This window comes from Enterobacter vonholyi (genome assembly GCF_008364555.1).
Lineage (GTDB): Bacteria > Pseudomonadota > Gammaproteobacteria > Enterobacterales > Enterobacteriaceae > Enterobacter > Enterobacter vonholyi.
In genome coordinates, this window is sequence record NZ_VTUC01000005.1 from 1 (window position 1) to 20843 (window position 20843).

Consider the following 20843-nt stretch of genomic DNA (forward strand, 5'->3'; position numbering starts at 1 on the left):
GCGGGGGCCGGATTTGAACCGACGACCTTCGGGTTATGAGCCCGACGAGCTACCAGGCTGCTCCACCCCGCGTCCGTGGATGCGCACTATACTCGGATAGACTTGTGATGCAACCCCTTTTTCACATTTATCATGATTTTGTATGTAAATTGAACGACATGGCGTTGTTTGGACTATTTTTTGCGCAAAATTTGCCAAAGGGCATGCGATCGCATTTCATTAGCCCTGGCGGTTTGTTATCTTCATCACGCGGAAATGGGCAACTTAAAGACGAGATATAATGAAAGGACGTTGGGCGAAGTATCTGATGACGGGCGCAATGGTAGCGATTCTTGCGGCCTGTTCTTCCAAACCGACCGATCGCGGTCAACAGTATAAAGACGGGAAGTTATCCCAGCCTTTCTCTTTAGTTAATCAGCCTGATGCTGTCGGGGCACCGATTAATGCCGGTGATTTCTCCGAGCAGGTCTACCAGATCCGCAACGCGTCGCCGCGTCTGTATGGCGCCCAGAGTAGCGTATATAACGCGGTCCAGGACTGGCTGAAAGCAGGCGGCGATACGCGCAATATGCGCCAGTTTGGTATCGACGCCTGGCAGATGGAAGGGGCCGATAACTACGGCAACGTCCAGTTTACCGGCTATTACACCCCTGTTATCCAGGCACGACACTCGCGTCAGGGCGAGTTCCAGTATCCTATCTACCGTATGCCGCCAAAACGCGGTCGCCTCCCGTCGCGCGCCGAGATCTACGCCGGTGCGCTGAGCGAAAACTACGTCCTGGCCTACAGCAACTCCCTGATGGATAACTTCATCATGGACGTTCAGGGCAGCGGCTACATTGATTTTGGCGACGGTTCGCCACTTAACTTCTTCAGCTATTCCGGTAAAAACGGCCACGCCTATCGCAGTATCGGCAAGGTGCTGATCGACCGCGGCGAAGTGAAGAAAGAAGATATGTCGATGCAGGCGATCCGCGAGTGGGGCGAGAAACACAGCGAAGCCGAGGTGCGCGAGCTGCTTGAGCAGAACCCGTCGTTCGTCTTCTTTAAACCGCAAAACTTCGCGCCGGTGAAAGGGGCGAGCGCAGTTCCGCTGATTGGCCGCGCGTCGGTAGCATCCGATCGTTCGATTATTCCTGCAGGCACCACGCTGCTTGCTGAGGTCCCGCTGCTGGACAACAACGGCAAGTTCAACGGCCAGTATGAGCTGCGTCTGATGGTGGCGCTGGACGTCGGCGGGGCGATTAAAGGCCAGCACTTCGACATCTATCAGGGTATTGGCCCTGACGCAGGTCATCGCGCGGGCTGGTATAATCACTACGGACGCGTGTGGGTACTGAAGGCGGCACCAGGTGCCGGAAACGTATTCAGCGGCTGATTGTGGTATTCTGAGCGCAATACGGATTACTGTTCAGGGTGAGGATAACCTCACCCTTTTTACATCTGAGGTTTTATGTCTGTGGTAATCAGCGACGCCTGGCGCCAGCGTTTTGGCGGGACGGCACGTTTATATGGTGAAAAAGCCCTGCAGCTGTTTGCGGATGCGCATGTCTGCGTCGTGGGCATTGGTGGTGTGGGGTCGTGGGCGGCAGAAGCGCTGGCGAGAACCGGTATTGGCGCAATCACGCTGATAGACATGGATGACGTTTGCGTCACCAACACCAACCGTCAAATCCACGCCCTGCGCGATAACGTTGGTCTGGCGAAGTCTGAGGCCATGGCGGAGCGTATCCGCCTGATCAACCCGGAATGTCAGGTCACGGTGATCGACGACTTTGTGACGGCAGATAACGTCGCAGAGTATATGAGCAAAGGCTACAGCTATGTGATTGACGCCATCGACAGCGTGCGGCCAAAAGCGGCGCTGATCGCCTACTGTCGTCGTTACAAGGTGCCGCTGGTCACGACGGGCGGCGCGGGCGGGCAAATCGACCCTACGCAGATCCAGGTAGCCGATCTGGCGAAAACCATTCAGGATCCGCTGGCGGCTAAGCTGCGTGAGCGCCTGAAGAGCGACTTTAACGTGGTGAAGAACAGCAAAGGCAAGCTGGGCGTTGACTGCGTGTTCTCGACCGAAGCGCTGGTCTACCCGCAGGCGGACGGCTCCGTGTGCGCGATGAAAAGCACGGCGGAAGGACCAAAGAGAATGGATTGCGCCTCAGGCTTTGGCGCGGCCACGATGGTGACCGCTTCCTTTGGCTTTGTGGCGGTGTCACACGCCCTGAAGAAGATGATGGCGAAAGCGGAGCGTCAGGCCTGAGCCTGGCGTGCGGCGTCCTGCACGGCTTCGCTTAGCGCGATCAGCCCCTGACCGCGCGAGGCGCTGAGCTGCGCGCGCAGTCCCAGCTCATCAAATAACGCCAGCGGCGAATGGGCCAGCAGTTCCGCCGCGCTTTTTCCTTCAACAGCGGTTAACAATACGGCCAGCAGGCCCCGGACAATCCGGCCTTCGCTGTCGCCGAAGAAGTGCAGCTTTTCGCCGGAGACGCTCACGCCCAGCCAGACGCGGTTCTCACAGCCCGCAATCTCTTTCGCCTGCGCTTTGAGCTCGTCTGAAAGGGCAGGGAGCTGTTTACCCAGCAGGATCAGCTGTCGATATTTATCTTCCCACTGCTGGAGCGGGGCGAAGGTCTGTTTCAAGGTCTCTTCTGTGATGACGGTGCCAAACGGGTGTCCGGCTAAAGCAGCGCTAGTCATTAATCCACCAGTATTTCAAGGGCGCGGTCAACGGCGGCAACCAGCGCGTCGACATCGCTTTGGGTATTATACGGCGCAAACGAGGCGCGCAGCGTACCGTTAACGCCAAGCGCCGCAAGCAGCGGCTGGGCGCAGTGCTGTCCGGCACGCAGGGCAATGCCGTATCCGGCCAGCAGCGTCACCATGTCGCTGTGATGTACGCCCGCAAAATCAAAGGCGAGCAGGCTTGAGTCCTGAACGCGGAACGAGCGGAAGCCCGGGCGCTTTTTGAGTTCTTCCTCTGCCAGCGTCGCCAGCCCCCGGCTCCAGCTTTCAGCCTGAACAATGTCTGTTTCTGCCAGCCACTCCAGCGCCGCGCTTAAGCCAATCACCCCCGCCACGTTCGGCGTACCGGCTTCCAGACGATAGGGGATGTCCTGCGTTTTGAAGCCCTCGAACGACACTTCGGTAATCATTTTGCCGCCACCAAGCCACGGCGTCATTTTTGCCAGCAGTTCTGGCTTGCCGTACAACGCCCCAATACCGGTTGGTCCATAAAGTTTATGTCCTGAGAAGGCATAGAAATCGATATCCAGCGCCTGCACGTCGGCGGGGAAGTGCACCACGCCCTGAGCGCCGTCAACCATCACCACCATCCCGCTGGCATGGGCTACGCGAATGGCCTGAGCCAGATCCGGGCAACCTCCCGTGACGTTCGACATCTGTCCGAGCGCCAGAATGCGGCTGCGGGAGGTAATCAGCTCGGGGAGGCGAGCCACATTGGGCAGAAGGTCTGCACCCAGCGGAAGCTTCACCACGCGTGATCCCGTTTGCTCGGCCACCATCAGCCACGGCACCAGGTTGGCGTGATGTTCCGCCTCGCTGACGACGATCTCATCGCCCGGCTGAAGCAGCTGGCGCGCGTAGCACTGTGCCACCATGTTGATGGCTTCGGTCGTGCCGCGCGTCCAGACGATGTTTTTCCCGCTTTCGGCATTGATCAGGCGCGCGACCTGATCGCGTGCGGCTTCGTAGCGCGCGGTTAACCGCTGCGCTTCGGCAAACTGGCTGCGATGCACGTTCCCGGCGCTCAGGCTGTAGAACTGCTGAGTGGCCTCAATCACCGCCTGGGGCTTAAGGGCGGTGGCGGCGCTATCCAGATAAATACCGGCATCGGCCAGGGCCGGAAACTGTGCGCGGAACTGCGCAGGGCTGAAAGCGTTCATGGGATTCCTCATTTCAATATAGCGATCGTCGCGCAATTTCAGCTGCAGGGCAAGGAGGTTGATATCTATCAGAATTGTCTGCTTATCCTGATGACCCTAAAAAAGCAGGTTATGCTAAATAGTGTTAGGCGGATGTTTTAGCCTGTTATAAATCGAGGTTTGAATAGCATTAATTGCTAAAGGAGAATAATCATGAATAAGACAGCTGCAATCATTTCTGCCTGTGCGTTTACTTTTGCCCTGAGCGCCTGTTCTGGTAATAACTACGTGATGCACACCAACGATGGTCGTTCTATCGTTTCGGAAGGGAAACCGACTACCGATAATGATACCGGGATGATTTCGTACAAAGATGCTAACGGGAACAAGCAGCAGATCAACCGCACGGACGTGAAAGAGATGAAAGAGATCGAGCATTAACAGATCGCAAGCGAAAAAAAAGCACCGCAAATTGGCGGTGCTACATTAATCACTATGGACAGACAGGGTAAATGTACAGGAAGTGAAAAATTGGTAGCGTTGCTACCGTGGTCTGAATCGCAGACCAATTGCAAACACAACAACACAACATCACAACCGTAAGCCAAAAGCCCTTCAGAACACGCATTCCGAAAAAAGCTCTTCGTTCCGGCTCAGGAAGTGCCGCCACTATAGGTATTTGCTGGTAGTTCCTCAACGGACAAATTATAATGGCTCAGATAAAAAAAACTAATAGGTTAAACGTTGTTTCCTGTTTGTTAAAATCCGTTAACATCTAAGCCAGATAACCATGTCAAAGCGATTGCCACCTCTTAATGCATTACGTGTTTTTGATGCAGCAGCACGTCACCTGAGCTTTACCCGCGCAGCAGATGAGCTTTTTGTGACACAGGCCGCAGTAAGTCACCAAATCAAGTCTCTGGAGGATTTTCTGGGCCTTAAGCTGTTTCGTCGACGCAACCGTTCGTTGCTGTTGACCGAAGAGGGGCAGAGCTATTTTCAGGATATTAAAGAGATTTTTTCCCAGCTTACGGAAGCCACGCGTAAGCTGCAGGCTCGCAGTGCAAAAGGTGCCCTGACTGTCAGTTTATTGCCCAGTTTTGCGATTCAGTGGCTGGTGCCCAGACTCTCAAGCTTTAACTCAGCTTATCCGGGGATCGACGTTCGAATCCAGGCGGTAGATCGTCAGGAGGACAAGCTGGCCGATGATGTGGATGTCGCCATTTTTTACGGTCGCGGTAACTGGCCGGGCTTGCGTGTTGAGAAATTATACGCAGAATATCTCCTGCCGGTCTGTTCTCCCCTGCTGTTAACGGGCGACAAGGCGCTGAAGTCTCCCGCTGATCTGGCGCAGCATACGCTTTTGCATGATGCCTCTCGCCGCGACTGGCAAACTTATACCCGTCAATTAGGTCTTACTCATATAAACGTGCAGCAGGGACCCATCTTTAGCCACAGTGCGATGGTGTTACAGGCTGCCATTCACGGACAAGGCGTGGCGTTGGCGAACAACGTTATGGCGCAGTCCGAAATTGAGGCAGGCCGCCTGGTCTGCCCTTTTAATGATGTACTGGTCAGCAAGAATGCGTTTTATCTGGTTTGTCATGACAGTCAGGCAGAACTGGGTAAAATAGCCGCCTTCCGGCAGTGGATACTGGCGAAAGCGGCAACCGAGCAAGAAAAATTCCGCTTCAGGTATGAACAATAACGTTTGTGTGCCGGGCACGCATCAACTCAGGACTTAAACATGACCAGCCGATTCATGCTGATTTTTGCCGCGGTGAGTGGCTTTATTTTTGTTGCACTGGGCGCCTTTGGCGCACATGTATTAAGCAAGTCTTTGGGCGCTGTAGAGATGGGCTGGATCCAGACCGGCCTTGAATATCAGGCATTCCACACGCTGGCTATTTTTGGGCTGGCGGTGGCGATGCAGCGTCGTATCAGTATCTGGTTTTACTGGAGCAGCGTGTTTATGGCGCTGGGTACCGTGTTATTCAGCGGTAGCCTGTACTGCCTTGCGCTCTCACATCTGCGCCTGTGGGCGTTCGTTACACCCGTCGGTGGCTTCAGCTTCCTGGCGGGTTGGGTATTAATGTTTATCGGAGCTATCCGTCTGAAACGCAAGGGCGTTGTTCATGAATAAGGTTGTTTTATATTGTCGCCCGGGGTTTGAGAAAGAGTGCGCCGCGGAAATTACCGATAAAGCGGCGAAGCGCGAAGTCTTCGGCTTTGCCCGCGTAAAAGAGAACGCGGGCTATGTGGTATTCGAGTGCTACCAGCCTGAAGACGCAGACAAGCTGGCACGCGAGCTGCCGTTCAGCTCGCTGATCTTTGCTCGCCAGATGTTTGTTGCGGGTGAGCTGCTGAAGGATCTTCCGCCGGAAGACCGCATTACGCCAATTGTCGGCATGCTGCAGGGCGTGGTTGAAAAAGGCGGCGATCTGCGCGTTGAAGTGGCGGATACCAACGAAAGTAAAGAGCTGATGAAGTTCTGCCGTAAGTTCACCGTGCCGCTGCGTGCGGCGCTGCGTGATGCGGGCGTGCTGACGAACTACGAAACGCCGAAGCGTCCGGTGGTGCATATCTTCTTTATCGCACCGGGCTGCTGCTATGCAGGCTATTCGTACACCACCAACAACTCTCCCTTCTTTATGGGCATCCCGCGTTTGCGCTTCCCGGCCGATGCGCCAAGCCGTTCCACGCTCAAGCTGGAAGAGGCGTTCCACGTCTTTATCCCGGCGGATGAGTGGGATGAGCGTCTGGCAAACGGCATGTACGCCGTCGACCTTGGCGCGTGCCCGGGCGGCTGGACCTATCAGCTGGTGAAACGCAACATGTGGGTATCGTCCGTTGATAACGGCCCAATGGCGCAAAGCCTGATGGACACCGGGCAGGTCACCTGGCTGCGTGAAGACGGTTTCCGCTATCGCCCGAACCGTAACAACATCTCGTGGATGGTGTGCGATATGGTTGAGAAGCCGGCAAAAGTCGCCGCGCTGATGGCCTCCTGGCTTGTCAACGGCTGGTGTCGTGAGACCATTTTCAACCTCAAGCTGCCGATGAAAAAGCGCTATGAGGAAGTGTCGCAGAACCTGGCCTACATTCAGGAGCAGATGGATGAACACGGTATTAACGTGGAGATCCAGGCGCGTCAGCTGTATCACGACCGCGAAGAGGTGACGGTGCACATTCGTCGCTGGTGGGCTGCGGTCGGCGGACGTCGCGACGAGCGATAGTACGTGCTTTGTTTTGCCCGGTGGCGCTGCGCTTACCGGGCAAAAAAACTGTGTAGTGGTTTTAACGTTCTAAACGCAGCTGCTGTAAATTCCCGTCGAGCTGTAAATCCGTCTGTAGCGTTGCGATTTCCCGGCAGATAAACGCCATCTCTTTATGCGCCTCCAGCTTCTTGCGCCACTTTTCCGGCACCTCATCCAGACGGGCGTAAATCCCTTCCAGACTCTGAAAATCGGCCAGCAGCTGCGCGGCGCTTTTCGGCCCAATACCGGCGACACCCGGAACCTTAGAGCTGCTGATGCCTGCCAGCCCCCAGTAATCCGGCAGTTGTCCGGGCGAGACGCCGAACTCGCCGGCAATAAATGGCGCGTCCAGCCAGCGTTTTTGAAAATAGTCGCGAATGCGGATAGTTGGGGAGAGCAGCTGACAGTAGCCTTTGTCAGTTGAAACGATAGTGGCCTGATGCCCGGCGCTGGCTACCTTTACGGCCAGAGTGGCCGCGAGATCGTCGGCTTCATTGCCCTGTGCGCCCCAGCAGGGGACGCCCCGCTGTTCAAATGCAGCGCGCAGCATGGGCAATTCAGCGTGAAGATCGTCCGGCATCGGTGCGCGTCCGGCTTTGTAGTCGGGCAAACGCTGGTGTCGCCAGCCCGTGTTGCGGTCTTCGTCATCAAAAACCGCGACCGCATGGGTGGGCTCGCTGTGGCGGATAAGCTGTTCCAGCGCGTGCAGGCAGGTGTCTTTACAAGGCGTCCCCTGTACCGCATGGATACGGCGAATCAGGTTTAGTGCATCGACGATAAGTAAATGAACGGCCACAGATAATCTCCCTTCTATCTCATATGTGAAGGGTAACACTGTCAGCAGCGTGAAACTATGAATGGTGGGGAAAACAGGAAGAAGCCTCGCAAAACGAGGCTTCCTGAGAGGCTTAATCGCAGGTTACGATCTTCATCGCCAGGCCGCCGCGAGAGGTTTCGCGGTATTTGGCGTTCATATCTTTACCGGTTTCGTACATGGTTTCGATAACCTTATCGAGACAGACGCGAGGCTCGCTGGTGCGGCGCAGAGCCATTCGCGCCGCGTTAACCGCCTTCACGGAGGCAATCGCGTTACGCTCGATGCACGGAACCTGTACCTGGCCGGCAACCGGGTCGCAGGTCAGCCCCAGGTTGTGTTCCATGCCGATTTCCGCAGCGATGCACACCTGCACCGGGCTTGCGCCCAAGAGTTCCGCCAGACCCGCCGCCGCCATAGAGCACGCCACGCCGACTTCACCCTGACAGCCCACTTCCGCACCGGAAATAGACGCGTTCATCTTATACAGCGAACCAATTGCACTGGCGACCAGCAGGTAGCGCGCCAGCGAGTTCGCGTTCACTTCACGGATAAACTTGTCGTAGTACGCCAGCACCGCCGGAACGATACCGCAAGCGCCGTTAGTCGGCGCGGTGACCACACGGCCCCCTGCGGCGTTCTCTTCGTTTACCGCCAGGGCGAACATGTTGATCCAGTCTACAACGGCCATCGGGTCCGTGGTCGTTTTGTCGGTGCTCACCAGCATACGGCGCAGTGCTGCAGCACGACGCGGCACGCGAAGCTTGCCCGGCAGAACGCCTTCGGTGGTGATCCCGCGCTCAATACCGCCGCGCATCACTTCCCAGACGTTAGCGAAGTGCTGTTCTAGCTCTTCTTTGCTATGCAGCGCCAGCTCATTTTTCATCATCAGGCCGGAGAGGGAAAGGCCCGTCTCCTGACAATGACGCTGAAGGTCCGCCGCCGTTTTGTACGGATACGGCACCTCGACAGAAGAGATATTGGTTTGACCAAAGTGGTCTTCGTCGACGATAAAACCGCCGCCGATTGAGTAATACGTCTGGCTATATACCGCTTTATCGCCGGCCAGCGCGGTAATGCGCATGCCGTTTTCATGCAGCGACAGGTTGTCCGCATGGAAATTCATGCAATGGTCAACCGGGAATTCAACCTCATGCTCGCCGTTCGCCAGCAGCAGGCGCCCGTGGGTATTAACGTCCTGGATGAAACCAGGGATCGCATCAATATCAACGGTATCCGGCAGGTTTCCCGCCAGGCCCATGATAATGGCGATATCGGTATGGTGGCCTTTCCCGGTCAGGGAAAGCGAGCCGTATACATCGACAACCACGCGGGTGATGTCGTGCAAGATGCCGCGTGCAATCAAGTCATCCGTGAACTGCTTACCGGCTTTCATCGGTCCGACGGTATGAGAGCTGGAAGGACCAATACCGATTTTGAAGATATCGAATACGCTAATCATGATGCGTCCATTGCTTTCAGTCAGAGAGGGAGGAGTGCGCCGTCCGAAAACGGCGCGGGTGGTAATCAGAACATGGTGTACAGGGAGTAGAAGATCGCAGAGATTGCGATAAGACCCATGATAACCACAAACACGTTGCTCACATGACCGCTGTACTTACGCATAGCAGGGACTTTCTGAATCGCGTACATCGGCATCAGGAACAGAATCATCGCGATGACCGGGCCGCCCAGGGTTTCAATCATGCCCAGGATGCTTGGGTTCAGGGTCGCTACTGCCCAGGTGGTGAGCAGCATGAACAGCGCGGTGATTTTGTTCAGCTTGTTGATTTCAATGCTCTTGCCTTTACCGCGCAGAGATTTAATCACCATACCGTTGAAGCCTTCACGTGCGCCGAGGTAGTGGCCCAGGAAGGATTTGGTGATGGCGATAATCGCGATGATCGGTGCCATCCACGCAATCAGCGGTGCGTTAAAGTGGTTCGCCAGGTAAGACAGGATAGAGATGTTCTGCTCTTTCGCTGCAGCCAGATCCGCCGGGGAAAGGCTCAGTACGCAGCTGAAGACGAAGAACATAACGGTCAGAACCATCATGATGTGAGCGCGTGCCAGGATGCTGGAGCACTTCTTCTCTGCGCCGTTACCGTACTCTTCACGTTTCGCAACGGCGAAGGAAGAGATGATTGGAGAGTGGTTGAAGGAGAAGACCATTACCGGAATCGCCAGCCAGAGGGTCATCAGCAGGCCGTTACCGGTCGCCGATGCGCTGCTCAGGGACAGGGTTTCCAGCGCTGCACCGTTCCACTGTGGGATCAGGTAGCAGGCCAGCAGCATCAGAGCAGCCACAAACGGGAACACCAGCACGCTCATCGCCTTCACAATCATCTGCTCACCGAAGCGCACGATGGTCATCATGCCGACAATCAGGATCAGAGACAGGATGGCACGCGGAGGCGGCGTCATGTGCAGCTGGTGCAGCATGAAGCTTTCAACGGTGTTGGTAATCGCCACGCTGTAAACCAGCAGGATAGGGTAAATCGCGAAGAAGTAGAGCAGGGTAATCAGCTTACCTGCGCCCACGCCGAAATGCTCTTCAACCACTTCAGTGATGTCTTCGCCCGGGTTTTTACCGGACAGCACGAAGCGGGTCAAACCGCGGTGTGCAAAGAAGGTCATCGGGAAAGCAATGATAGCCATAATGATCAGCGGAATCAGACCGCCGACGCCTGCGTTGATAGGAAGGAACAGTACACCAGCGCCGATTGCCGTGCCGTAAAGGCCAAGCATCCACATGGTATCCGTTTTGCGCCAACCACTTCGGGATTCAATCGAAGCAACGGTGCTGGTTTGAGTGGTTTCCATCTATATCTCCTGGAGGAAGCGAATTGTCAGGTTTTTAGTCAAATCCGATGAAAAAGTGCCTGACGGTAATATGAAATTCGTTCAGTGACGGTTTTTTAATAATTTTTGCCCGTAACTATTGGCGGGCGGAAAGATACATTCTAGTTATGAATCTATCAGTGATCCTGATCCCAAATGCAATAATCCACTTATGATGTGGGCATCTTTAGACCATTTATCTGTTAAAAAAACACCAAAGAGAATTTACGGGCGCGAAGGCTACCACCAACGACATGTGAGCTGAAAGACTGATCCGTGATATAGGTGTCTTTAGCTGTAAAGATATGGGTTTTTAGTATTTTCTGGCGGGAAATTTGGATTAAGTCTGATAATTTACGGTTGAGAAAACAAGGTAATCGTTTGCGTTTGTGCGTAGTTTGTTAAAGACATAAGTGATTCGTATGAATTACATCGGGAATAAAAAAAGCCGGGACGCGCAACAGGGCGACCCGGCTTTGAGGAGATATCGCTAAGCGTTATGTGCAGATTTCGTAGCAAGGAATATAGGCTGAGCCTGGCAGCTTCATGCGGTGCTGGGCGACAAAGCCCTGCAGCATGTCGTCCATGCGGCGCATCATCTCCGGGTCGCCGTGGATCTTGTAGGGACCGTACTGTTCAATGGCGCGGATGCCCATCTCTTTCACGTTGCCCGCGACAATACCGGAGAAGGCGCGACGCAGATCGGCAGCCAGGACTTCCACCGGCTGGTCCGGGTAGAGTTTCAGGTTCGCCATATTTTCGTGAGTTGGCTCGAACGGGATCTGCAGGTCTGGCGCAATACGGATTGACCAGTTAAAGCTGTACGCATCGCCGGTATCGCGACGGTTCTCCTTCACCAGCGGCATCGCTTTTTTCATCTGGCGCGCCACTTCCGCTGCATCGTCAATGATGATGCGATAGTGACGACGTGCGGCTTCACCCAGCGTGTGCACGATAAACTCGTCCAGCACGCGGAAGTAGTCGGCGCTCTCTTTTGGCCCGGTCAGGATCAGCGGCAGAACCTGATCCTTGTTGGCGGGGTTCATCAGAATACCCAGCAGATAGAGCAGCTCTTCCGCTGTCCCCACGCCGCCCGGGAAGATGATAATGCCGTGGGCGATACGGACAAACGCTTCAAGACGCTTCTCAATATCCGGCATGATAATCAGCTCATTAACCAGCGGGTTAGGTGGCTCAGCGGCGATGATGGACGGTTCGGTCATGCCGATAAACCGTCCCTCTTTATAACGCTGTTGCGCATGCCCAACCGCCGCTCCTTTCATTGGTGCTTCCATCGCACCCGGACCGCAGCCGGTACAGATATTCAGCTCACGCAGGCCGAGTTGCGTTCCAACCCGACGGGCATAAAGGTATTCGGTTTCGTTAATGGAGTGGCCGCCCCAGCAGACAACCATGTTCGGCGCTTCGCCAACGTGCAGGGCACGGGCGTTACGCAAAATGGAGAACACCAGGTTGGTGATATGTACCGAGCTTTCCAGATCGAGATGCTGGAAACGACCTGCGTTGTGGATCTGCCCGTTAACAAACAGGATGTCACGCAGCACGGCAAACAGGTTAGCCTGAAGTGAACGAATGATACGCCCGTCAACAAAGGCCTCTTCCGGCGGGTTGATGACTTCAAGCTTCACGCCACGCTCGCGGCGCAGCACGTTGATATCAAAGCTTTCGAAGCGGGACAGCAGTTCTTTACTGTTATCTGTCAGGCTTCCGGAGTTCAGTACGGCAAGTGAACAGTTACGAAACAGTTGATAAAGATCGCTGCTGGCCGTGCGCTTAAGCATGTCCACTTCCAGCTGCGACAACATATCCATTGAGCCAAGCGGGCTAATATGTGTAATCAAGTGAGCTCCTTACGGGACGATTATCGTCTTTCCCTGTTGATTACAATAGCCCTGGCGCGTGACGTTTCACAACCTAAAGCGCGGAAGATACCGCGCATATTGTGAAAATATTTATATTATTGACGCACCAGCCGTCCGGTCGCCGGCACAAAATCGGTGTTGGTGCGCCACGGGTTGATGTCCAGACCGCCGCGGCGGGTATAGCGCGCGTAAACGCTCAGTTTTTCTGGCTGGCAGAAGCGCTGAATATCGCTAAAGATGCGCTCCACGCACTGCTCGTGGAACTCGTTGTGATGTCGGAATGACACCAGGTAGCGCAGCAATTTTTCCCGGTCGATTTTCGGGCCGCGGTACTGGATCTGCACCGAGCCCCAGTCTGGCTGATGCGTGATCAGGCAGTTGGATTTCAGCAGATGGCTGACCAAAGTCTCTTCGACCACCTTGCCACTCGCCGCGTTTTCGAGGTAATCGGCGCTGAATTCATAATTCTCCACCTCAATATCCTGATCGTCGATGCAGGTTCCGTTGAAGTGGGCGACTGGCTGCCCTTCCAGCTCGTGCAGGCGATACAATGAAACGCTCACCTTTCCCTGCGCGCAGGCGCTTAAATCACGTTCCAGCGTGTGCTGAACGTCGTCCCAGCTGTTAAATTTTGTCTGGTTAAAGCTGTTGAGATAGAGCTTAAAGCTTTTAGACTCGACGAGATTAACGCTGGCATAGTCCAGCTCAACGTGACCCACCGCCACCTGCGGCAGGCCGCGTGAGTTGAGCCACGAGAGTTCGTACAGCGTCCAGATATCGCCACCCACGAACGGCAGCGCGTCTGCGTGCAGACCCAGAGGATCGCGGTTCAGGCTGCGCGGAACGCCCTGCAGCAGGCTTGCATCGTAGGTATCGCGGTAATCGGTCGATTTACCCAGCGTTAAGCCGGTTAACGCCTGATGATTTTCGTAAGACATGTTTCATAGCCACTTTACAGGTACACTTATGGCCTGAGTTTATCCTGTCTGACAAGAAGAGAGAAATCGGTGGACATCGAAACTGTAAATGCCCTCACTACCTTTACGACCCGCTACTGCGACGCATGGCATGAAAAGCAGGGCACGTGGCCGCAAAGTTCTGATTTATATGGCGTACCTTCACCGTGTATTATCTCTTCGCTCGACGATTACGTTATCTGGCAACCAAAACCTTTTGACGGCGAGCAAAATGTAAATGCGGTTGAGCGGGCAATGGACATTGTGGTACAACCAGCGGTTCACGCATTTTATACCGCGCAGTTCGCAGGGGATATGCCCGCGCGCTTTGCCGATATGACGCTGACGCTGTTGCAGACCTGGAGCGAAGACGATCTGCAGCGTGTTCAGGAAAACCTGATTGGTCATCTTGTCACGCAAAAACGCCTTAAGCTTTCTCCGACGCTCTTTATTGCCACGCTGGACAGCGAGCTCGACGTTATCTCCGTCTGTAACCTGTCAGGTGAAGTGATTAAAGAGACTATCGGTACCCGCAATCGCGAGACTCTCGCCCCCTCTCTTGCGGATTTCCTCACCCGCCTTGAGCCACTTCTGTAATCCCTGATGCTATAACGCGTGTGAGAGATCTCTTACAACGTTTGTGAGAGATCGCTGGAACATTCAGTATTACCTCATTAAATTCAGATTAATATCACTCTATTTTTCAATGAATTAGTTGTTCTGCCTATTATTTTTAGGGAGTCCTCGCGTCTTACAACGCTGGCTGAGTGGGTTGTAAGACGAAGCGGAATAGCGGATTCTATCTCCGTCGACAGGAAGCCGACACGAGAAACGAACATCAGGATGATGGCGTTTCTCACTCAGGACTCGTCAGGATGGCGCTGCAGGAAGGCTTCAGGATGAAGCGAAGCGGATAACGCAAGATGCGTAAGGGACACCTCCAGGAAGGAGAACGAGAACCGGTCAGGATGGTCGGTGGGTCAGGAAGGCCAGGACGTTTCAGGATGAAACAAACACGTCAGGAAGATGTGTGCACGATGCGAAGGTAGACGGATGACCAGGCCTTCGGGCTTCAGGAAAAGTTGTCACGGATGAGCAGGGAGCACGAATTGTAGCTGGAATGCTGCGGAACGAACCGGGAGCACTGTTTTTACAGTGCTCCCTTTTTTTATTTCTGCCTTCCGCAATGCTATGCTGCGCGCCGTTCACTTTTTCAGTTGAGGTTACTATGACGCAACACGATAGCGTTCGTGCTCAGTTGCACGCCATCGAAGCCCTTTTGCGCCAACATCAGCTGTGGCAGAAGACCGCGCCGCAGCCAGAAGCGTTCGCGAGCACCCAGCCTTTCTGCCTGGATACGCTGGCCCCGTTTGAGTGGCTGCAGTGGGTGTTAATTCCGCGCATGCACGCCCTGCTTGAGGGCGGTCATCCGCTGCCGCAGGCGTTTGCTGTCTCTCCCTATTATGAAATGGCGCTCGAAGCGACGCATCCTGCGCGCGACGTCATGCTGGTCGAACTGGAAAAACTGGATTCCCTGTTTGCCGGTGAAGATGCATGACGCTTGAGATCCTCTATCAGGACGAGTGGCTGGTGGCGGTGAATAAACCGTCCGGCTGGCTGGTACACCGCAGCTGGCTCGATCGTGATGAGAAAGTGGTGGTGATGCAGACCGTTCGCGATCAGATTGGTCAGCATGTTTTTACCGCCCATCGTCTCGACCGGCCGACCTCCGGCGTGCTGCTGATGGGGCTTTCCAGCGAGGCGGGGCGTCTGCTGGCGCAGCAGTTTGAACAACATCAGATCCAGAAGCGCTACCACGCGATCGTGCGGGGCTGGCTGACCGAGTCCGCCACGCTGGACTACCCGCTGGTGGAGGAGCTGGACAAAATCGCCGATAAATTTGCCCGCGATGACAAAGGCCCCCAGCCCGCCGTGACGGATTATCGCGGTATGGCGACGACGGAAATGCCGGTGGCAACCAGCAAATTTCCGACCACGCGCTACAGCCTGGTTGAGCTTCTGCCCAAAACCGGGCGTAAGCACCAGCTGCGACGCCATCTTGCGCATCTGCGCCATCCGATTATTGGCGACAGCAAACACGGTGATTTACGCCAGAACCGCAGCGCGGCCGAACACTTTGGCTGCCATCGTCTGATGCTGCACGCGAGCGAGCTCAGCCTGACGCACCCGTTTACCGGCGAGCCGCTGACTATCCGTGCGGGGCTGGACGACGTCTGGATGCAGGCGCTGTCACAGTATGGCTGGCTGGGACAACTCCCCGAAAATGAAAGGGTTGAGTTTGTATCGGGCAACGTTCAGGATGAACAGTAAACGCATTCAATATGGGAAAATAGCATGGCTGAAGTAGGCATTTTTGTCGGCACAATGTACGGCAACTCGCTGCTGGTAGCGGAAGAGGCTGAGGCAATACTCGCCAGCCAGGGCCATAAAGCCACGGTCTATGAAGATCCGGAGCTGGCGGACTGGGAAAAGTATAAAGATAAATACATTCTGGTGGTGACCTCCACCACCGGGCAAGGCGACCTGCCGGACAGCATCGTGCCGCTGTTCCAGGGCATTAAAGACCAGCTTGGCTATCAGCCAGATGTTCACTACGGCATCATCGCCCTCGGCGACAGCTCTTACGCTAACTTCTGCGGCGGCGGCAAGCAGTTCGATGCGCTCCTGCAGGAACAGAGCGCCCAGCGCGTCGGCGAGATGCTGCTGATTGACGCGGGTGAGCACCCGGAGCCAGAAAGCGAATCAAACCCGTGGGTCGAACACTGGGCAACGCTGCTTAAATAGTTCTCCAGGCCGGGTAAGGCTTAACCGCCACCCGGCAACGAAGCCACACCAAATCCTCGATTCCGTGAAGCATCTTCCACTGCTTTGGGCTTATGCCATAAACAACCTCTCATACATCCTTTAATACTGTGTTTCTGCACGGTGAGGTGATGAGGCACTCCTTCATATACTTTTCTGGTCACTATAAAACGGCGTCAGGCCGTACCAAAACCACAAAAACCAATCTCATTCTGATTACCCTACCGGTGCTGTACAGAATGAACCAGGCGAAAGCTATGTTTCAGGAGTGCAACAATGAGTACATTAAGCCACGCAGCGAGCAGCGCTGAAAAGCGTACCAATGCCCGCTACTGGATAGTGGTGATGCTGTTTATCGTCACGTCCTTTAACTATGGTGACCGCGCCACGCTGTCGATTGCCGGTTCGGAAATGGCAAAAGATATCGGCCTTGATCCGGTGGGGATGGGTTACGTTTTCTCCGCATTCTCATGGGCCTACGTCATCGGGCAAATTCCTGGCGGCTGGCTGCTGGACCGTTTTGGCTCGAAACGCGTCTATTTCTGGTCCATCTTCATCTGGTCTGCCTTTACCCTGCTGCAGGGCTTCGTCGATATCTTCAGCGGCTTCGGCATTATCGTGGCGCTCTTCACGCTGCGCTTCCTGGTGGGGCTAGCGGAAGCACCTTCCTTCCCGGGTAACAGCCGCATTGTGGCGGCCTGGTTCCCGGCGCAGGAGAGGGGAACGGCGGTGGCGATTTTTAACTCCGCACAGTACTTCGCGACGGTGATCTTTGCGCCCATTATGGGCTGGCTGACCCATGAGGTGGGCTGGTCACACGTTTTCTTCTTTATGGGCGGACTCGGGATTGTCATCAGCTTTATCTGGCTGAAAGTGATCCACGAACCTAACCAGCATCCTGGCGTAAACAAAAAAGAGCTGGAGTACATCGCGGAAGGCGGCGCGCTGATCAACATGGATCAGAAATCCTCGACGGCGAAAGTCCCGTTCAGCCAGAAATGGGCGCAGATCAAGCAGCTCGTCGGCTCGCGCATGATGATCGGCATCTATCTGGGCCAGTACTGTATTAACGCCTTAACCTACTTTTTCATTACATGGTTCCCGGTGTACCTGGTGCAGGCACGCGGCATGTCGATTCTGAAAGCGGGGTTTGTCGCCTCGGTCCCGGCAATCTGCGGCTTCGTGGGGGGCGTGCTCGGCGGGGTGATTTCCGACTGGCTGATGCGCCGCACCGGTTCCCTGAACATCGCACGTAAAACGCCTATCGTGCTCGGCATGCTGCTCTCCATGACAATGGTGTTTTGTAACTACGTCAATGCCGAGTGGATGATTATCGGCTTTATGGCGATGGCCTTCTTCGGCAAAGGCATTGGCGCGCTGGGCTGGGCTGTGATGGCGGATACGGCACCGAAAGAGATCAGCGGCCTGAGCGGCGGTCTGTTCAACATGTTCGGCAACATCTCCGGGATTGTTACGCCCATCGCTATCGGCTACATCGTCGGCACCACCGGCTCTTTCAACGGTGCGCTGATTTACGTGGGTGTGCATGCGCTGGTGGCGGTACTGAGTTACCTGGTGCTTGTGGGGGATATCAAACGCGTCGAACTTAAACCTGTTGCGGAGCGTGGATGATGACAACGCAATCGAGCCCAACCGTCACGGAGATGAAGGTCATCCCGGTGGCCGGACAGGACAGCATGCTGCTCAATATTGGCGGTGCGCATAACGCCTGGTTTACCCGTAATATCGTCGTGCTGAAAGACAGCGCAGGGAACACCGGCGTGGGCGAGGCTCCTGGTGGAGAGGTGATTTACCAGACGCTGGTTGATGCCATTCCACAGGTAGTGGGTCAGGAGGTCGCCCGTCTGAACAAGGTGGTTCAGCGGGTGCATAAGGGCAATCAGTCGGCAGATTTTGATACGTTCGGTAAAGGTGCCTGGACGTTTGAACTGCGCGTCAACGCGGTTGCCGCCCTGGAGGCCGCCCTGCTCGATTTACTGGGCAAGGCGCTCAGTGTTCCGGTCTGCGAGCTGCTGGGTCCCGGCAAACAGCGCGATGCGGTCACCGTGCTGGGCTATCTGTTTTACGTTGGCGATCGCAATAAAACCGATCTCCCCTATCTGGCCCGAACCGCGGGCGATCACGACTGGTATCAGCTGCGCCATCAGGAAGCGCTCTCCAGCGACGCGGTGGTGCGGCTGGCCGAGGCGGCGCAGGATCGCTACGGCTTTAAGGATTTCAAGCTGAAGGGCGGCGTGCTGCCCGGCGAGCGGGAGATTGAAACGGCCCGGGCGCTGAAAAAACGCTTCCCTGATGCACGGATCACCGTCGATCCCAACGGCGCATGGCTGCTGGATGAAGCCATTAGCCTGTGCAAAGGGCTGGGCGATGTCCTGACCTATGCAGAAGACCCCTGTGGCGCGGAGCAAGGATTCTCGGGTCGAGAAGTCATGGCCGAGTTCCGTCGCGCCACCGGGCTACCTGTCGCGACCAATATGATCGCCACCAACTGGCGCGAAATGGGTCACGCGGTGATGCTTAACGCCGTCGACATACCGCTGGCGGACCCGCACTTCTGGACGCTCTCAGGCGCAGTCCGCGTGGCCCAGCTGTGCGATGAGTGGGGGCTCACCTGGGGCTGTCACTCGAACAATCACTTTGATATTTCGCTGGCGATGTTTACCCACGTTGGCGCGGCGGCGCCGGGTAACCCGACCGCAATCGATACCCACTGGATTTGGCAGGAAGGTGAAGCCCGACTGACGAAAAATCCGCTGGAAATCATAGATGGCAAAATTGCCGTACCGGATGTGCCAGGTCTGGGCGTGGAGCTGGACTGGGATCGGATCCATAAAGCCCATGAGGCGTATAAAAAGCTACCGGGCGGCGCGCGTAACGACGCGGGCCCGATGCAGTACCTTATCCCCGGCTGGACATTTGACCGTAAGCGCCCTGTTTTTGGACGTCACTGATAAAAGGATTACACGATGAGTACCTTTACGACCCCTGTCGTCACTTCCATGCAAATCATTCCGGTTGCGGGCCATGACAGCATGCTGATGAACCTGAGCGGCGCTCATGCGCCATTCTTTACCCGCAATATTGTCATTATCAAAGACAATTCCGGCCATACCGGCGTGGGCGAAATTCCGGGCGGGGAGAAGATCCGCCAGACGCTGGAAGATGCCATTTCGCTGGTCGTGGGCAAAACGCTGGGTGAGTACAAAAATGTCCTGAACACCGTGCGCAACACCTTTGCCGATCGCGATGCCGGGGGACGAGGCCTGCAGACCTTCGATCTGCGTACCACCATTCACGTGGTGACCGGGATTGAATCCGCGATGCTGGATCTGTTGGGTCAGCATCTGGGCGTCAACGTCGCGTCGCTGTTGGGTGAAGGACAGCAGCGCAGCGAAGTGGAAATGCTGGGCTATCTGTTCTTTGTCGGCGACCGCAGGCTGACACCGCTGCCGTATCAGAGCCAGCCTGATGAACAATGCGACTGGTACCGACTCCGCCACGACGAGGCGATGACCCCGGATGCGGTGGTGCGCCTGGCGGAAGCCGCGTACGAAAAATATGGCTTTAATGATTTCAAACTGAAGGGCGGCGTGCTGGCCGGGGAACAAGAGGCGGAAGCCGTCACCGCACTGGCAAAACGTTTTCCACAGGCGCGCGTGACGCTGGATCCTAACGGAGCATGGTCGCTTGATGAAGCGATCAAAATTGGTAAACAGCTGAAAGGCGTGCTGGCGTATGCGGAAGATCCGTGCGGGGCTGAACAAGGCTTCTCGGGCCGTGAAGTGATGGCGGAATTCCGCCGCGCAACGGGGCTGCCAACCGCGACCAATATGATTGCCACAGACTGGCGTCAGATGGGACACACGCTGTCATTGCAGTCTGTCGACATTCCGCTGGCGGACCCGCACTTCTGGACGATGCAGGGCTCGGTGCGCGTGGCGCAGATGTGTCATGAGTTTGGCCTGACCTGGGGTTCGCACTCTAACAACCACTTCGACGTGTCGCTGGCAATGTTCACGCACGTTGCCGCTGCCGCTCCGGGGACGATTACCGCTATCGACACGCACTGGATCTGGCAGGAGGGTAATCAGCGTCTTACTAAACAGCCGTTTGAAATCAAAGGTGGCATGGTTCAGGTGCCTTCCACTCCGGGGCTGGGGGTTGAGCTGGATATGGACCAGGTGATGAAGGCCCATGAGCTGTACCAGAAACACGGTTTGGGCGCGCGCGATGACGCGATGGCGATGCAGTATCTGATCCCCGACTGGACATTCGACAATAAACGCCCGTGCATGGTACGATAAACGCATTGGGACCGCTCCCATGAGCGGTCTTTTACGTGGTGTATGCTTAACGTAACGACTATG

General features: G+C 55.6%; 20 protein-coding genes. 13 read left to right on the top strand and 7 right to left on the bottom strand.

The features are described 5' to 3' along the window. Nucleotides 1-280 precede the first annotated feature (280 nt). Nucleotides 281-1378: a murein transglycosylase A gene (gene mltA / locus F0319_RS07885; RefSeq protein WP_111965423.1), complete on the top strand. Its 1098-nt coding sequence runs from the start codon at nucleotides 281-283 to the stop codon at nucleotides 1376-1378. Nucleotides 1379-1453: 75 nt separating this feature from the next. Continuing rightward, a complete protein-coding gene (tcdA, locus tag F0319_RS07890) occupies nucleotides 1454-2260 on the top strand; it encodes a tRNA cyclic N6-threonylcarbamoyladenosine(37) synthase TcdA (protein WP_111965424.1) in 807 nt (268 codons plus the stop codon). On the opposite strand, the gene csdE is transcribed toward tcdA, so the two are convergent. Next, the gene (csdE, locus tag F0319_RS07895) at nucleotides 2251-2697 is read right to left on the bottom strand and encodes a cysteine desulfurase sulfur acceptor subunit CsdE (RefSeq protein ID WP_111965425.1); all 447 of its coding nucleotides are present in this window, start codon (nucleotides 2695-2697) and stop codon (nucleotides 2251-2253) included. The two genes, tcdA and csdE, sit on opposite strands and share 10 nt — an antisense overlap. Next, the gene (gene csdA / locus F0319_RS07900) at nucleotides 2697-3902 is read right to left on the bottom strand and encodes a cysteine desulfurase CsdA (protein ID WP_149366622.1); all 1206 of its coding nucleotides are present in this window, start codon (nucleotides 3900-3902) and stop codon (nucleotides 2697-2699) included. Before csdA ends, csdE begins: the two co-directional genes overlap by 1 nt. Nucleotides 3903-4094: 192 nt before the next feature. On the opposite strand from csdA, the gene F0319_RS07905 reads away from it, so the two are divergent. The 4 genes from F0319_RS07905 to rlmM all read left to right on the top strand — a co-directional run bounded on the left by F0319_RS07905 (nucleotide 4095) and on the right by rlmM (nucleotide 7117). Continuing rightward, a complete protein-coding gene (locus tag F0319_RS07905) occupies nucleotides 4095-4322 on the top strand; it encodes a YgdI/YgdR family lipoprotein (protein WP_008499648.1) in 228 nt (75 codons plus the stop codon). Nucleotides 4323-4671: 349 nt separating this feature from the next. After that, nucleotides 4672-5589 (top strand): glycine cleavage system transcriptional regulator GcvA, encoded by a 918-nt coding sequence (gene gcvA, locus F0319_RS07910; RefSeq protein ID WP_032643156.1) that lies wholly within the window; start codon nucleotides 4672-4674, stop codon nucleotides 5587-5589. 39 nt (nucleotides 5590-5628) lie between these two features. Beyond that, on the top strand, nucleotides 5629-6024 hold the full coding sequence (locus F0319_RS07915; RefSeq protein WP_023309031.1) for a DUF423 domain-containing protein: 396 nt from the start codon (nucleotides 5629-5631) through the stop codon (nucleotides 6022-6024). Continuing rightward, on the top strand, nucleotides 6017-7117 hold the full coding sequence (rlmM, locus tag F0319_RS07920) for a 23S rRNA (cytidine(2498)-2'-O)-methyltransferase RlmM (protein ID WP_111965427.1): 1101 nt from the start codon (nucleotides 6017-6019) through the stop codon (nucleotides 7115-7117). Before F0319_RS07915 ends, rlmM begins: the two co-directional genes overlap by 8 nt. 61 nt (nucleotides 7118-7178) lie before the next feature. Here rlmM and xni read toward each other — a convergent pair whose 3' ends face one another. The 5 genes from xni to queF form a co-directional block, all read right to left on the bottom strand. Beyond that, the gene (gene xni, locus F0319_RS07925; RefSeq protein ID WP_149366623.1) at nucleotides 7179-7934 is read right to left on the bottom strand and encodes a flap endonuclease Xni; all 756 of its coding nucleotides are present in this window, start codon (nucleotides 7932-7934) and stop codon (nucleotides 7179-7181) included. Between the two features lie 112 nt (nucleotides 7935-8046). Further along, the gene (gene sdaB / locus F0319_RS07930; protein WP_149366624.1) at nucleotides 8047-9414 is read right to left on the bottom strand and encodes an L-serine ammonia-lyase II; all 1368 of its coding nucleotides are present in this window, start codon (nucleotides 9412-9414) and stop codon (nucleotides 8047-8049) included. Nucleotides 9415-9479: 65 nt separating this feature from the next. Further along, nucleotides 9480-10775, bottom strand: a complete 1296-nt coding sequence (locus F0319_RS07935) for an HAAAP family serine/threonine permease (protein WP_111965430.1) — start codon at nucleotides 10773-10775, stop codon at nucleotides 9480-9482. 515 nt (nucleotides 10776-11290) lie between these two features. Continuing rightward, nucleotides 11291-12655 carry a nucleotide 5'-monophosphate nucleosidase PpnN gene (ppnN, locus tag F0319_RS07940; RefSeq protein ID WP_023309027.1) on the bottom strand — a complete coding sequence of 455 codons (1365 nt, stop codon included), beginning with the start codon at nucleotides 12653-12655 and terminating at the stop codon, nucleotides 11291-11293. 116 nt (nucleotides 12656-12771) lie between these two features. Further along, the gene (queF, locus tag F0319_RS07945) at nucleotides 12772-13614 is read right to left on the bottom strand and encodes an NADPH-dependent 7-cyano-7-deazaguanine reductase QueF (protein ID WP_149366625.1); all 843 of its coding nucleotides are present in this window, start codon (nucleotides 13612-13614) and stop codon (nucleotides 12772-12774) included. 69 nt (nucleotides 13615-13683) lie between these two features. Between queF and syd the strand changes: the two genes are divergently transcribed. The 7 genes from syd (at nucleotide 13684) to gudD (ending at nucleotide 20780) form a co-directional block, all read left to right on the top strand. After that, on the top strand, nucleotides 13684-14229 hold the full coding sequence (gene syd / locus F0319_RS07950) for a SecY-interacting protein (RefSeq protein ID WP_149366626.1): 546 nt from the start codon (nucleotides 13684-13686) through the stop codon (nucleotides 14227-14229). 631 nt (nucleotides 14230-14860) lie between these two features. Then, nucleotides 14861-15190, top strand: coding sequence for a YqcC family protein (locus tag F0319_RS07955; protein ID WP_149366627.1), 330 nt, complete (start codon nucleotides 14861-14863; stop codon nucleotides 15188-15190). Next, entirely contained in the window at nucleotides 15187-15963 is a 777-nt protein-coding gene (gene truC, locus F0319_RS07960) for a tRNA pseudouridine(65) synthase TruC (protein ID WP_149366628.1), read from the top strand. Before F0319_RS07955 ends, truC begins: the two co-directional genes overlap by 4 nt. 24 nt (nucleotides 15964-15987) lie before the next feature. Then, the gene (locus tag F0319_RS07965) at nucleotides 15988-16437 is read left to right on the top strand and encodes a flavodoxin (protein WP_029741558.1); all 450 of its coding nucleotides are present in this window, start codon (nucleotides 15988-15990) and stop codon (nucleotides 16435-16437) included. Between the two features lie 294 nt (nucleotides 16438-16731). Then, a complete protein-coding gene (gudP, locus tag F0319_RS07975) occupies nucleotides 16732-18087 on the top strand; it encodes a galactarate/glucarate/glycerate transporter GudP (protein ID WP_024909274.1) in 1356 nt (451 codons plus the stop codon). After that, nucleotides 18087-19427 carry an enolase C-terminal domain-like protein gene (locus F0319_RS07980; RefSeq protein ID WP_149366688.1) on the top strand — a complete coding sequence of 447 codons (1341 nt, stop codon included), beginning with the start codon at nucleotides 18087-18089 and terminating at the stop codon, nucleotides 19425-19427. The genes gudP and F0319_RS07980 overlap by 1 nt, the downstream gene beginning before the upstream one ends. Before the next feature lie 15 nt (nucleotides 19428-19442). After that, entirely contained in the window at nucleotides 19443-20780 is a 1338-nt protein-coding gene (gudD, locus tag F0319_RS07985) for a glucarate dehydratase (RefSeq protein ID WP_149366629.1), read from the top strand. Nucleotides 20781-20843 lie beyond the last annotated feature (63 nt).

Coding starts and splice junctions, on each gene's coding strand:
- mltA (WP_111965423.1), top strand. CDS start 281: ATGAAAGGACGTTGGGCGAAGTATCTGATGACGGGCGCAATGGTAGCG.
- tcdA (WP_111965424.1), top strand. CDS start 1,454: ATGTCTGTGGTAATCAGCGACGCCTGGCGCCAGCGTTTTGGCGGGACG.
- csdE (WP_111965425.1), bottom strand. CDS start 2,697: ATGACTAGCGCTGCTTTAGCCGGACACCCGTTTGGCACCGTCATCACA.
- csdA (WP_149366622.1), bottom strand. CDS start 3,902: ATGAACGCTTTCAGCCCTGCGCAGTTCCGCGCACAGTTTCCGGCCCTG.
- F0319_RS07905 (WP_008499648.1), top strand. CDS start 4,095: ATGAATAAGACAGCTGCAATCATTTCTGCCTGTGCGTTTACTTTTGCC.
- gcvA (WP_032643156.1), top strand. CDS start 4,672: ATGTCAAAGCGATTGCCACCTCTTAATGCATTACGTGTTTTTGATGCA.
- F0319_RS07915 (WP_023309031.1), top strand. CDS start 5,629: ATGACCAGCCGATTCATGCTGATTTTTGCCGCGGTGAGTGGCTTTATT.
- rlmM (WP_111965427.1), top strand. CDS start 6,017: ATGAATAAGGTTGTTTTATATTGTCGCCCGGGGTTTGAGAAAGAGTGC.
- sdaB (WP_149366624.1), bottom strand. CDS start 9,414: ATGATTAGCGTATTCGATATCTTCAAAATCGGTATTGGTCCTTCCAGC.
- F0319_RS07935 (WP_111965430.1), bottom strand. CDS start 10,775: ATGGAAACCACTCAAACCAGCACCGTTGCTTCGATTGAATCCCGAAGT.
- queF (WP_149366625.1), bottom strand. CDS start 13,614: ATGTCTTACGAAAATCATCAGGCGTTAACCGGCTTAACGCTGGGTAAA.
- F0319_RS07955 (WP_149366627.1), top strand. CDS start 14,861: ATGACGCAACACGATAGCGTTCGTGCTCAGTTGCACGCCATCGAAGCC.
- truC (WP_149366628.1), top strand. CDS start 15,187: ATGACGCTTGAGATCCTCTATCAGGACGAGTGGCTGGTGGCGGTGAAT.
- F0319_RS07965 (WP_029741558.1), top strand. CDS start 15,988: ATGGCTGAAGTAGGCATTTTTGTCGGCACAATGTACGGCAACTCGCTG.
- gudP (WP_024909274.1), top strand. CDS start 16,732: ATGAGTACATTAAGCCACGCAGCGAGCAGCGCTGAAAAGCGTACCAAT.
- F0319_RS07980 (WP_149366688.1), top strand. CDS start 18,087: ATGACAACGCAATCGAGCCCAACCGTCACGGAGATGAAGGTCATCCCG.
- gudD (WP_149366629.1), top strand. CDS start 19,443: ATGAGTACCTTTACGACCCCTGTCGTCACTTCCATGCAAATCATTCCG.